The sequence below is a fragment of the Evansella vedderi genome (assembly GCF_030813435.1).
Taxonomy (GTDB): Bacteria; Bacillota; Bacilli; order Bacillales; family Salisediminibacteriaceae; genus Evansella; species Evansella vedderi.
In genome coordinates this window covers 36,877-49,268 of record NZ_JAUSUG010000024.1, presented here as the reverse complement: position 1 = coordinate 49,268, position 12,392 = coordinate 36,877, and the positions used below count along the sequence as shown (strand labels likewise).

Below are 12,392 nucleotides of genomic sequence, written 5' to 3'. Positions count from 1 at the left end.
CCTTTTAAAAACAAAAACCTCTCTCACCATTGAACTTACTTGTAATAGTAAATTCGGTGAGAGAGGCTGATTATGTCCGTAAACAGGACATTTTTTCACAAAGTATTAATTAGAACATCCCCATCCAGGTTAGGCCTTGCAGCCAATCCATTACGATGCTTGGAATGAACGCTAGGGCTACAGTTACTGCTAAGCAAATTGTAACCACTACGGAAAGGTATACAGGCACTTTGATTTCTTGGTCCGTTGGTTCTGGTTCGCGCATGAACATTTGCCTGATGATGCCAAAGTAGTAGAAAAAGGAAACTACGCTTGTGACGATCATCACTACTGCTAACCATGTCATGCCTGCTGCAACAGCACCGAAGAAGATGTAAGCTTTACCCCAGAAACCTAGTGTAAGTGGAAGACCTGCCAATGAAATAAGAAATACAGACATTGCTACTGCCATGTATGGGGAGCGCTCCCACAGCCCTTTAAAGCTGGACATATCTTCCTTTCCTGAATCCTCCGTAACCAAAATAATGATCGCGAAAGCTCCTAGTGTCATTAATACATAGGCCATTCCATAGAAAGCAATCATAGTAAAGGTATCTGCTTCTGTTACCACTGCCGCTATCGGTACGAGTAAGTAACCAGCTTGAGCAATACCTGAATACGCCATTAAACGCTTCACATTTTTCTGAGTAAGGGCAATAAAGTTACCAATAACCATGGTTAATGCTGCTATGACAGCAAAGGTAAATGCCCATTCTACGTAAATATTTTCGAATGTTACGAAGAACAAACGCAACACGATGGCAAAGCCCGCAAGCTTTGAGACAACGGATAAGAATGCTGTAACCGGTGTTGGTGATCCTTCATATACATCTGGTGCCCACATATGGAATGGAACTGCGGAAATTTTGAAACCAAAACCTGCCAGCATGAATAAAAAGCTCATGGCAATAACCCATGTATAATCAACCCATAATGTTGGTATTGCTTCACGGATTTCCACAATACTAGTTGTTCCCGTTAGACCATATAGGAACGACATCCCATAAAGGATAAACGCTGATGCTGTTCCACCAAGGACAACGTATTTGATACCTGCCTCTGTGGACTTTCGATTATATTTTTTGAAGGCGGCTAAACAGTAAGACGAGATACTAAGGATCTCTAACCCTACAAATAAAACAATCAAATCTGCTGAGGAAACCATCAGCATTGCACCTAGGGTAGCAAAGAGCATTAAGGAATAATACTCCCCTTGATAGATGTCTTCATGTTTATCTAGGTAGTACATACTGATCCCAATGACTAGCGCTACACCTACAAGAATGATCAACTTAAAGACCATGGAGAAGGAGTCTACAACGAAAACGTGCCCAATCGTACCTCCATCATTGTTTGTAAACAGTACGAGTACAGCTGTAATAAGCAAAGAAATGATACTCAAACGTCCAAGGAAAGGTTTCTTCCCTTTAATATCGGTCATAAAGTCGATCGTAAAGATGATTAACGCAAGAGCTGCTAAAACGATTTCCGGAGTCATTAAAGACCAGTTTGCATCATTAGCTAACAACATTGTCTTTAACCCCCTATCTTTGACAAGATGTCTAGAACTGTAATGTTAATCACGTCACTTAAGATATATGGATATACTCCGATGAGAATACTGAACCCAAGTAAACCGATCATAGGGATATATTCCAATGGACGTGCATCTTGTAATTCTTTATATTTGTCGTTCAGTTGTCCGAATGTTGTACGTTGTACAGCCCATAGAAGGTATGCCGCTGTTAAGATAATACCTATTCCAGCGATAACACCCCATAGCTTTGCAGCTGGTAAAATGGATGCATCTGCTCCAAATACACCAATAAAAGCTAAAAGCTCACTTACGAACCCAGATAATCCAGGTAAACCTACAGAAGCCATCGCCGCTGCAAGGGTGAAACCTGCAAGAATCGGTACGGATTTAGATAGACCTCCCAGTTCAGAAATCGTTCTTGTCTTCGTTCGTTCATAAAGGGCACCTACCATAAAGAACAGGAGTGCAGAAATAAATCCGTGAGAGACAAGCTGAAAGATTGCCCCCTGTATCCCTGATGCCGTGAAGGATGCAATTCCTAAAAGAACGATCCCCATATGACTAATACTCGAGAAGGCAACAAGACGCTTCAAATCCGTTTGTACTAGGGCTAATAGTGCACCGTAAATGATATTTACAACACCGAGAATAGCAATTAATGTTGCAAAGCGGGCTGCTTGGTCTGGTAAAATCCCAATTCCGACACGAATTAAACCGTATCCCCCCATTTTCAACAACACACCAGCTAAAATCATAGACGCTGCTGTTGGTGCTTCAACGTGGGCATTTGGCAACCAAGTATGGAACGGGAAGATTGGAAGCTTTACTGCAAAGGCAATAAATAGAGCTAAGAACAATGCTCCCCTAACACCTGCAGAAATTGCATCAGTGTTGGCATAAATTTCCGCTAATTGTGGAATACTAAAGGATGAGTTCTGAAGTCCTCCCATAGCTGTTCCACCATAAACAAACATAGCAATGAAAGTAATGAACATGATGGCACTACCTAATCCGGTGTATACAAGGAACTTGAATGATGCGTATTCTCGTTCCTTTCCACCCCATATTCCGATAATGAAGAACATTGGAATGAGGGTTAGCTCAAAGAATAAGAAGAATAGGAACATATCTAAAGCTACAAATACACCTAGCATCCCCGTAAGTAATACCAAGGTCCAAACATAAAACTCTTTTACTCGATGTTGAATCGACAAGGATGCAAATAATGCTAAGGTCGTTACGATTGTTGTTAACACCACAAGTGGTACTGACAATCCGTCGACACCAACTTCATAATTTATTTGCAGGAAGTCAAGGTTTAACCAAGGAACAACTTGGTAAAATTGCATCCCAGAATGTCCCCTATCGAAGGCTGCCCATAAAACGACGGATACGAAAAACGCAAGGATCGATGTCCCAATTGCAATGGACCTTATCACGTTTTTGTTTTCTTTCGGAATCGTCAGGATTAAGAGTGCTCCGGCTAATGGTAAGAAGACCAACCATGAAAGTATAGTGTCAATCATCCGAAATACCCCCCTAACACGAAGGCAACTGCGATGACTGCGAGACCTCCGATGATGGTAACAAGACCGTAAGTTTGCAATTGTCCATCATGGCGTTTAGCAAAAGTACGTCCAGAATTGCGTGTCGAACGACCAACAAAGTTCACGATACCGTCGATGATACTTCTGTCCACTTCCCAGAAGAATTTCCCGATGGTAACGGTAGGTAGTACGAACGCTTTTTGATAGAATTCATCCATATAATACTTGTTCAAAAGAACTTTATGGGCTCCAGGGAATTTACTAGACAAGAAGTCCTCTGGAATTGATTTTTTATAGTACATTGCCCACGCAAGAGCAATACCTGCGACTGCGATACCAATAGATAAGAAGATTAACCAAGCATCCCCATGTGCGGAGTAGCCTACATTTAATCCTTCTGTTAAAAATCCTTCTAACCAGAAACCAAATGGTGTATTCACAAATCCTGCAACAACAGCTAAAGTTGCTAACACTACTAATGGCATAGTCATTAGTTTAGAGTTCTCCCCGTGTGGCTCATGATCCCCTCTAAACTCTCCAGTGAAGGCTTTAAAGAACAGACGGAACATATAAAATGCCGTTAATAGAGATGTTAGAACTGCTAGTATGAAAAGGAAGATGTCCCCTTCGTACCATACAGCTGCTAAAACAAGCTCCTTACTCCAGAACCCTGCTAATGGTGGTACCCCAGCGATGGCTAATGCACCTATTAAGAAGGTAATGGATGTAACTTTCATGCGGCTCCATAGACCACCCATTTTTCGTATATCTTGACGGTGGTGAAGTCCGTAAATAACACTACCTGCTCCTAAGAAGAGGAGGGCTTTAAAGAATGCGTGTGTCATAAGGTGGAATAGACCTGCAACATATCCTACAGTACCTAAGGCTAGGATCATCAGACCAAGCTGACTGACCGTAGAGTAGGCAAGAATCCGTTTTATATCTGTATTTACTAATGCAATGGTTGCGGCAAAAATTGCCGTTATTGCACCAGTATAAGCTACTACTGTCATAGCTGTGTTAGATGCAAGGAATACAGGATACATAACACCAACTAAGTATACCCCTGCAGCAACCATCGTTGCTGCGTGGATTAAAGCGGAAACTGGCGTTGGACCTTCCATTGCGTCAGGTAACCAGACATGAAGCGGGAACTGTGCCGATTTACCGACAGCACCAAGGAAGATACAGATAGCAATTACCGTTACTAGTGCTTCACTAATTGTTCCGTTTAATAGTCCAGCTTCCATTGCTGCAAATACTTCTCCGTATTCGAAGCTGCCGGTAGCAGTGAATAGAAGGACTAAACCGATAAGTAAACCAACATCCCCAATTCTAGTTGTTAAGAAGGCTTTTTTCGCAGCGGCTGCCGCTTCTGGCTTGAAGAACCAGAATCCAACAAGCAAGTACGAGCATAATCCCACTAGCTCCCAGAAAATAAAGAGTTGAAGAATGTTTGGTGCCAGCACCAAACCTAGCATGGAGAAGGAGAATAATCCTAGATAGGAGTAGAAAACATTTATTCTATCATCTTCATGCATGTATTCTTTTGAGAAAATGTGTACGACTAAGCTTACTAGGGTTACAACAATGAGCATCATTGCGTTCAATGCCGTTACTTCATACCCCATGCTGATCGTACTATCTCCAAATGTTAGCCATGTAATCGTATTTGTATAGGTATCTCCACCAATTCGTTCAAACAAGACAAGTACAGCTAGTATGAACGACAGGGCCATAGCTGTTATTCCAACGTAAGCAGATTTCTGTTTAAGATATCTCCCAAAGAATAACAGGATGATGAAGGCGATTAGCGGAAAGACCGGTATTAACCAGGCATTTTGTATCATACCATCACCTTTTCCTCTATTAATCGTTGATAGATTAAAAGTTCACAATCTATTTTAGATTAAAATATTGTTTTTAACTTTAGCTGTCTAGCTCCAGCGTCTACTTGCTCCTCGTAAACTCGTCGCAAAACTACAAAGAAGTAAATTCAAGCAGTGTTTCGCTCGTGTTCAAGACGCTTCCGCTTTTCTTTTTTACCAGCGCAACAAGTCATGTTTTATTACGTCGATAGATTCTCTATTACGATATAGTGCAATTAATATTGCTAAACCGACAGCTACCTCTGCTGCTGCGACTGAAATGATGAACAGTGTAAACACTTGACCTTCGATACCGGCGGATGGTCCTATAGCAGAGAATGCTATTAAGTTGATGCTTACGGCCATAAGCATTAACTCCACACAGACTAGGACGATAACCAAATGTCTTCTAGTTAACACGCCGTACAATCCGATACAAAAGAGAATTGCTGCAAGGGCTAAAAAGAATGTAATGTGGACCATTTACTTCGCCTCCTTCCGAGCAATAACGATTGCTCCAATTAGAGCTGCTGTAAGCAAAAAGCCCATTCCAATAACAGCAATAAAGTAGTGTCCATAAAGGGAAATACCAATATCCTCTGCCGTTCCTACGTATTGCTCTTTTAACGGCAAATTGTCCAGGGTAGAGATGCCATAGAGCATTAATCCTAATAACGTTCCAACTCCTATGAAACTAAGGACCCTATGGATTTTCCTAGGATGATATCCAAAGGTTATGTTACGGTGCTCCGTCATCATCATACCGAAGACGAAGAGTATCGTTACGGCACCCGCATAAACGATAATTTGGATAATCCCAATGAACTCTGCACCTAAAAGGAAGTAAATACCTGCTGTTGCAAAGAAGGTGAAGAACATAGACACTATTCGATGAGAGATTTTATTTAGTTTAAGAACTAAGACCGCACCAGCGATAGCAATGATTGCTAGAACAAGAAAGAAGATTAACTGCGTACTCACTTACGCTCACCTCTTTCTCCCATCTCCGGTACAGGGTCCGATTCTTCATAATGACCGTAGACGTGGTTATCGGATAACCAATGGATATCTTTAAACTGCTCCGCACGATTGAAGGAGCTTAAATTGTTATATCTTGCCGTCATAACGATCGCATCCGTAGGACAAACCTCTGTACAAAAATCACATAATATACAGCCTTGGAAATCAATGTTATACGTATCTATTACTTTCTTCTTCGGATTCTCTTCTGATTTTTTTCCAGTTAGTGTAATAACATCTGTAGGGCAAACCTTGACACATAAGTCACAGACGATACATTTATCTGGAAAAAATCTATGGATTCCGCGGAAACGCGCCGGCATAACTACTTTTTCATCAGGATACTGGATGGTGATATTTTTTTTCCTAAAATAATTAAAGGTTACACCGAATCCTTTTAATAATCGAAACATTTTACCACCCCATCCACACTTTTATAATCGCTGTAACTACAATGTTCAATAACGCTAACGGGATGAGTACCTTCCAACTAAATTGCATCAAATGGCTTACGCGGGCACGTGGTAATGTTGCACGTAACCAGAACCAAATGAACATAAAGATACACATTTTTAACAGGAACCAAACAACTCCTGGTAAGAAGGCTGGACCTAACCAACCGCCCAAAAATAGCGTTGTGGCAAAAGCTGCAATAGCAATCGCATAAGTGTACTCTGCTAACATAAAGAACGCATATCTAAACCCTGAATATTCCGTATGGTAACCTGATACAAGCTCTGACTCTGCTTCAGGTAAATCAAATGGAGAGCGGTTCAACTCAGCAATTGCTGAAATCATGTAAATAACAAAGGCTAAGAATTGAGGAATGATAAACCACATTCCTATATCTTGCTGAAAGTAAACGATATCTCTAAGATTTAATGAACCTACTAAAATTACGATACCTAAGATGGAAAGGACTAACGGGAGCTCATAGCTGATCATTTGAGCAACCCCACGAATAGCACCTAGTAAGGAGTATTTGTTATTTGAGCTCCATCCGCCCATTAATACCCCTAACATTGTCATGGAGGATACCCCTAGAAAATAAAGCACACCAATATTTAAATCCGCTGCGTAAATTGTGTCACTCCATGAGATAACGGCATATACCGTAAATGCTGGAGCAAAAGCGATAACTGGAGCTAATACAAATATCGCTCTATCAGCCTGACGTGGAATAACATCCTCTTTCATGAGGAGCTTCATAACGTCAGCAACCGTTTGAAGTATACCCCAAGGACCGTGTCTATTTGGCCCTGGACGCATTTGCATGTACCCGATAACTTTACGCTCAAAAAGAATGGAAAACGTAACACCTGCTAACATTAACTTTAAAATTATGACGGAATAAATCGTCATGTACAGGAGATCCATTACGCATCCACCTCCCCAAGAACGATATCTAAGCTACCGAAAATGGCTACGAGATCTTGAATGCTTTGGCCTATAAGTATATCTTGTAAAATAGCTACATTAACGAAGGAAGGTCTACGAAGCTTTACACGGTAAGGCTTGTTTTTACCATTACTAATGGCGTAAACCCCGATTTCTCCTTTTGATGCTTCCGCACGAGTGTAAGCTTCTCCAGCCGGAGGCTTGATCATCATGATACGTGCACCTTTTTTATGGATAATATCCCCTTCAGGAATTTGCTCGCATGCTTGCTCAATAATTTTAAGAGATTCGTACATTTCCGCAATTCTTACTTTATAGCGGGCGTATACATCCCCTTCTTCTTGTGTCGGGATATCGAAATCAAATCGATCATAGATGGAATATGGCTCCTCCTTACGTATATCGATCTTTAGACCAGATGCACGTGCTAATGGTCCAGAAATCCCCCAGTTTAAGATTTGTTCTTTTGTTAATTTCCCTACCCCTATTGTTCGGGCTTGGAAAATCTCATTCCCTGTCACAAGGGTGTCGTATTCGTTGATATTTTCACGTAAAACCTTAACTTTCTCTTTAACTTTATCAACCCATCCTTCCGGAGCATCCCATTTTACTCCGCCAATTCTATGATAGTTAAAGGTCATTCGCGCACCGCTGATTTCATTTAGCAAATCAAGAATATGGTCGCGATCACGGAATGCGTACAGGAATGGACTTAGAGCACCAATATCAAGCAAATACGTTCCCCACCAAACAAGATGACTGGCTATCCTGTTTAACTCCATTGTGATAACCCGTAAATACTCTGCCCTCTCAGGAATCTCCCAATCTAGCAATTTCTCTACAGCAGCACAATAAACGTAATTATTTGTCATGGCATTCATGTAATCCAATCGATCCGTGTATGGGATAAATTGCGTATAGATAAAGTTTTCTGCTAGTTTCTCAGATCCACGATGTAAATAACCCATGATTGGTTCGGCCTTCGTAATCGTTTCCCCGTCTACTTCAACGAGCAATCGGAATACGCCGTGTGTACTAGGGTGTTGTGGACCCATATTTAATGTCATCGTTTCCGTTTTAATTGACATCCGTTCAGCACCCCCTAATCCAATCCAAGAGCTTTTTTGTCGGTAATATAATCTTTTCTAAGTGGATGACCCTCCCAGCCGTCATCAAGAAGAATTCTTTTTAAATTCCAATGGCCTGGGAAATCAACACCTAGCAAATCATAAATTTCTCGTTCCATGTAATCTGCTGCCTTCCAAACAGAATCTACAGAAACAACAGATGGCTTTTCACGAGGTGTTATCACTTTCAAATAGAGGTAGTGCTTTTTTACAGTTGAATAAAAGTTATAAACAACTTCCATATGTTCTTCGTAATCCACACCTGTAATACAAGATAAGAAATCAAATTGAAGTTCCGGATCATCACGAAGCAGCTCCGCAAGTTCAACGGACCATTTTTCACTTGGCAATTCTATTAAGGGCTTTCCGAAGTTTAGTCGTGCAGGCGGTTTCGGTTCCTCCGCCTTTTTTGCAGCTGCAGCCTTTTTTGCCCTTGCAGCTCTAGCTTTTGCCTTTGGGTCATCGGCTTCAGCCTCTTCTGCCTTTGGTTCCTCTTCTGGTTCCGGCTCTGGCGGAGGTTCAGGTTTTTTACCTACAACCTCTTCTCCAAGGAATCCATCGACTTTTTTCACAATAAGGTCCAACACTTCTTGACTCATCCTTGTGTCACCTTCTCTCCTTTTGCTTCTCTACGAATCTTTTCACGAAGCAAATCTACACCATCAATTAATGCAGGAGGAGTTGGAGGACAACCCGGTACATATACGTCAACTGGTACAATACGGTCTACCCCGTTTAATACACTGTAGGACTCTTTGTACGGTCCACCGCAAGTAGCACAGGAACCCATGGATATAACGTATTTCGGCTCAGGCATTTGATCATATAGAGTTCTTAGTACCGGTGCCATTTTCGCTGTTACCGTACCAGCCACAATCATGACATCCGCATGCCTTGGTGATGCACGAAAAATAACCCCAAAACGGTCAAAGTCATATCTCGCTGCACCAGTGCTCATCATTTCAATTGCACAACAGGCAAGACCAAACGTAAGAGGCCATAAAGATCTTGTACGTGACCATGCTTTCAATTGCTCAAGCTTGGTGAAAAACACACTTTTCTGTATATCCTCGAGGATACGAGGGTCATATTGTTCTGTTTCGCGAAAACCTTTTAGTTCCATTCTAGCACCTTCTTTTTGAAAGAATATGCAAGTCCTAACCCTAAGATGGCTATAAAGATTAAGCCAATGTTAAGACCTACCCAACCGAGCTGTCCTAGCGCTACGGCCCAAGGGTATAAGAAAACGGTTTCAACGTCAAAAATGACGAACTCGAGCGCTACGATATAATAGGCTACATGATACCGAACCTGCGCATCACCCGTTGGAGCTATACCACTTTCATACGTAGTCAACTTCTCTGCGTATGGGTTATTTGGTCGAACAAGTCTACCAAATGTTAGCGCTGCTACTGGAAGTGCAACACCTAAAGTCATGAATAATAACACATAGATATAATTATCAAAATATACTCCCAGTCCCATATATTCACTCCCCTCCATGTAATATTCTGTTTTAATCCAACTCCCACTCAAATTATAACAAAGTGGAGAAATTAATGTCTATATTATTCGAAATTCTCAGGTAATTACTATTGATACCATATTAATATTGTTTTCCTTATTTTACTGATTGTTAATTTTGGTCCAAACGTTGATTTAAAAGGGTTTTGAGTGTTGCAATTGGTGGTTATTTAATTATAATTATTATTATTTAATAAAAATTAAATTTTTTTGGTCAGCAAAGGTGTTATGGTTAAATTTCGGTTCTGTTTATTGTTGATGGTTATATATGGAAAAATATCTGTTTTTCTTTTTTTGAAAAATATATAGCTACACTTTTACATTGGACGGTTTTTTAATGATTTTGTGCGCCATTTAACAATCTTTTTTCTACAAAATTTGATTATAACAGCTGTATTAGTTTCATTAGTACAGTTTAAGTTATTATACTTTCTAAACAATTAAGTGTAATAAATATGGCGAAAAATCAACAATCTAGTGTTTTTGTTTAACAAATTATTTTTTTGTAGTAAATGAAATAATAAAGCTGGAACAGTAAAGATAAATCCGATCTTTGAGGCCTACCTCCTATCAATTTATAGCAGGATAATTGATTGTGATATCATTCTAGAAATTCATTTGGCTAAATTCCTGCTATCTGGGGCTTTCAGCACTTGGGGAGCTAGTTAAAGCTACCGTAAAAAGTCAAAGAACTACTACCATAAAAACCTAAAGTTTTTAGATTTATCAACAACTCAATAATTTAATAAAACTAGTAAGAGGCCATTTTTTCAATTCTAGCCCTCCTTCGCAGCCCCAGAGTGTTTTTTTAAATAAAACAACACACCAAAATCCCCATCCCCAAAAACAAGCCCAACACTATATACCATTCACCATTACATAAAAATATACCTTTTTTCTATAGAAAAATAACAAATTGTTCAAACGGTAATTTGTTTTACCGTCATGGGGAGTGGAATGAACTTTATAGCGTACACCACTTGCTAACCTTCCTCTCAATTGTTCACAAAACTGTCAAATCTGAATAAAAACTTAAAAGGAAACAAAAATAATTTGTCGAATTTAGAAAAAACATTTTATTAGAGTAGGAGCGATCTGATTATGTCGAAAAAAAGAATATGGACACCAGGTCAACAGTACCACATATTAAACCGTGGAATAAGAAAAGAGTCACTTTTTTATGAACCACAAGATTGTCAGTTCTTTCTAAATTTAGTTGAAAGAACTCATTCTAAATACCCCTTCCAACTTACATCTTTCTGCCTCATGAATAACCATTATCATCTTCAAATAAGCTCAAACGGAACAGAAATATCCAAAATAATTATGTACGACATTAACAAGCTTTATGCCCGATACTTTAATAATAAATACAACTATAGAGGACCAGTTTTTGAGGGGCGCTTTACATCCAAACCCGTTAAGGATAAAAGGGGAATTCTTCATTTAAGTAAATACATTCACTTTAATCCTGTCGAAGCTAAAATAGTAAAGAACCCAGAAATATACCTGTGGAGCAGCATGATGTATTATCAGCCTAATGTACAAACAAATATTCCACCCTATATGGATCTTTCACCAGTTATTAACCAATTTAAAGGGTCTAATAATCAAAATAAAGTGAAGTATATTGAATGGTGTAGCTATTAATTTTATTTGTCCTGGACGGGTTTGTCCGGGACATTTTCTCCCTAATTCACGCTCCTTTTTCCTCTTCCTTTCTCCTTTTTTTTTTCTGGGTTTTGTCGTCCCGGTCAACCTTCTCCGGGACACCGTGACCATATAGGTGCAAGCTTCTCCCCCCCTCCTTACCCCAAAACCTGAAAAAACGTCCAGAGCCTTCGCTCTGGACGTTTCCATCTAATTATTCTTTTATTATTGCCCGCCGGTGGCTACGTTTAATCGGTTGATTGCACGTTTTAAGGCCAGCTCGGCACGCTTGAAATCAATGTTTTCTTGTTTTGCTCGCTCGAGACGGCGTTCAGCACGTTCTTTCGCTGCACGGGCTCTTGCGACGTCAATGTCTGACGGTAATTCAGCTGATTCAGCTAACACACTTACAACGTCAGGGCGAACTTCTATAAAACCGCCACTGACAGCGATAAGCTGAACTTCTGATTCTGTTTTAAGGCGAACAGCACCGATAGTTAAGTTTGCAACTAATGGTAGGTGATTGGCCATGATACCAAGAGAACCTTCCGTAGTTTTTACAGTAACCATCTCTACTTGTCCTTCAAATACGCTGCCATCAGGAGTGACGACATTTGCTTGCATCGTCTTCACGGTTCACCCTCCTTTTCGAAGCGACCCTTTTACAAAATTCGCAACTATA

At 40.2% G+C, this 12,392-nt stretch carries 13 protein-coding genes; 1 reads left to right on the top strand and 12 read right to left on the bottom strand.

Annotated features, from left to right (window positions below):
* Positions 1 to 109 precede the first annotated feature (109 nt).
* The 11 genes from J2S74_RS22785 to ndhC form a co-directional block, all read right to left on the bottom strand.
* Entirely contained in the window at positions 110 to 1,570 is a 1,461-nt protein-coding gene (locus tag J2S74_RS22785) for an NADH-quinone oxidoreductase subunit N (RefSeq protein WP_307330570.1), read from the bottom strand.
* 5 nt (positions 1,571 to 1,575) lie between these two features.
* A complete protein-coding gene (locus J2S74_RS22780) occupies positions 1,576 to 3,102 on the bottom strand; it encodes a complex I subunit 4 family protein (protein WP_307330564.1) in 1,527 nt (508 codons plus the stop codon).
* Positions 3,099 to 4,973, bottom strand: coding sequence for an NADH-quinone oxidoreductase subunit L (nuoL, locus tag J2S74_RS22775; protein WP_307330563.1), 1,875 nt, complete (start codon positions 4,971 to 4,973; stop codon positions 3,099 to 3,101). The genes J2S74_RS22780 and nuoL overlap by 4 nt, the downstream gene beginning before the upstream one ends.
* Positions 4,974 to 5,165: 192 nt before the next feature.
* Entirely contained in the window at positions 5,166 to 5,474 is a 309-nt protein-coding gene (nuoK, locus tag J2S74_RS22770; protein ID WP_307330562.1) for an NADH-quinone oxidoreductase subunit NuoK, read from the bottom strand.
* A complete protein-coding gene (locus J2S74_RS22765) occupies positions 5,475 to 5,972 on the bottom strand; it encodes an NADH-quinone oxidoreductase subunit J family protein (RefSeq protein ID WP_307330561.1) in 498 nt (165 codons plus the stop codon).
* Complete coding sequence (locus J2S74_RS22760; RefSeq protein ID WP_307330560.1) at positions 5,969 to 6,424, bottom strand: NuoI/complex I 23 kDa subunit family protein; 456 nt, start codon at positions 6,422 to 6,424, stop codon at positions 5,969 to 5,971. The genes J2S74_RS22765 and J2S74_RS22760 overlap by 4 nt, the downstream gene beginning before the upstream one ends.
* Position 6,425: 1 nt before the next feature.
* Positions 6,426 to 7,388 (bottom strand): NADH-quinone oxidoreductase subunit NuoH, encoded by a 963-nt coding sequence (gene nuoH / locus J2S74_RS22755; protein WP_307330559.1) that lies wholly within the window; start codon positions 7,386 to 7,388, stop codon positions 6,426 to 6,428.
* On the bottom strand, positions 7,388 to 8,497 hold the full coding sequence (locus J2S74_RS22750; RefSeq protein ID WP_307330558.1) for an NADH-quinone oxidoreductase subunit D: 1,110 nt from the start codon (positions 8,495 to 8,497) through the stop codon (positions 7,388 to 7,390). The genes nuoH and J2S74_RS22750 overlap by 1 nt, the downstream gene beginning before the upstream one ends.
* Positions 8,498 to 8,511: 14 nt before the next feature.
* Complete coding sequence (locus J2S74_RS22745) at positions 8,512 to 9,135, bottom strand: NADH-quinone oxidoreductase subunit C (RefSeq protein WP_307330556.1); 624 nt, start codon at positions 9,133 to 9,135, stop codon at positions 8,512 to 8,514.
* On the bottom strand, positions 9,132 to 9,659 hold the full coding sequence (locus J2S74_RS22740) for a NuoB/complex I 20 kDa subunit family protein (protein ID WP_307330554.1): 528 nt from the start codon (positions 9,657 to 9,659) through the stop codon (positions 9,132 to 9,134). Before J2S74_RS22740 ends, J2S74_RS22745 begins: the two co-directional genes overlap by 4 nt.
* Entirely contained in the window at positions 9,650 to 10,021 is a 372-nt protein-coding gene (ndhC, locus tag J2S74_RS22735) for an NADH-quinone oxidoreductase subunit A (RefSeq protein ID WP_307330553.1), read from the bottom strand. The genes J2S74_RS22740 and ndhC overlap by 10 nt, the downstream gene beginning before the upstream one ends.
* Before the next feature lie 1,140 nt (positions 10,022 to 11,161).
* On the opposite strand from ndhC, the gene J2S74_RS22730 reads away from it, so the two are divergent.
* Positions 11,162 to 11,710 (top strand): transposase, encoded by a 549-nt coding sequence (locus J2S74_RS22730; RefSeq protein ID WP_307330552.1) that lies wholly within the window; start codon positions 11,162 to 11,164, stop codon positions 11,708 to 11,710.
* Positions 11,711 to 11,935: 225 nt separating this feature from the next.
* Here J2S74_RS22730 and J2S74_RS22725 read toward each other — a convergent pair whose 3' ends face one another.
* Positions 11,936 to 12,343 (bottom strand): F0F1 ATP synthase subunit epsilon, encoded by a 408-nt coding sequence (locus tag J2S74_RS22725; RefSeq protein ID WP_307330551.1) that lies wholly within the window; start codon positions 12,341 to 12,343, stop codon positions 11,936 to 11,938.
* Positions 12,344 to 12,392 lie beyond the last annotated feature (49 nt).

What these genes read in the sequence shown, in the direction of transcription:
- J2S74_RS22785 (WP_307330570.1), bottom strand. Translation starts at nt 1,570, where the DNA reads ATGTTGTTAGCTAATGATGCAAACTGGTCTTTAATGACTCCGGAAATC.
- J2S74_RS22780 (WP_307330564.1), bottom strand. Translation starts at nt 3,102, where the DNA reads ATGATTGACACTATACTTTCATGGTTGGTCTTCTTACCATTAGCCGGA.
- nuoL (WP_307330563.1), bottom strand. Translation starts at nt 4,973, where the DNA reads ATGATACAAAATGCCTGGTTAATACCGGTCTTTCCGCTAATCGCCTTC.
- nuoK (WP_307330562.1), bottom strand. Translation starts at nt 5,474, where the DNA reads ATGGTCCACATTACATTCTTTTTAGCCCTTGCAGCAATTCTCTTTTGT.
- J2S74_RS22760 (WP_307330560.1), bottom strand. Translation starts at nt 6,424, where the DNA reads ATGTTTCGATTATTAAAAGGATTCGGTGTAACCTTTAATTATTTTAGG.
- nuoH (WP_307330559.1), bottom strand. Translation starts at nt 7,388, where the DNA reads ATGGATCTCCTGTACATGACGATTTATTCCGTCATAATTTTAAAGTTA.
- J2S74_RS22750 (WP_307330558.1), bottom strand. Translation starts at nt 8,497, where the DNA reads ATGTCAATTAAAACGGAAACGATGACATTAAATATGGGTCCACAACAC.
- J2S74_RS22745 (WP_307330556.1), bottom strand. Translation starts at nt 9,135, where the DNA reads ATGAGTCAAGAAGTGTTGGACCTTATTGTGAAAAAAGTCGATGGATTC.
- J2S74_RS22740 (WP_307330554.1), bottom strand. Translation starts at nt 9,659, where the DNA reads ATGGAACTAAAAGGTTTTCGCGAAACAGAACAATATGACCCTCGTATC.
- ndhC (WP_307330553.1), bottom strand. Translation starts at nt 10,021, where the DNA reads ATGGGACTGGGAGTATATTTTGATAATTATATCTATGTGTTATTATTC.
- J2S74_RS22730 (WP_307330552.1), top strand. Translation starts at nt 11,162, where the DNA reads ATGTCGAAAAAAAGAATATGGACACCAGGTCAACAGTACCACATATTA.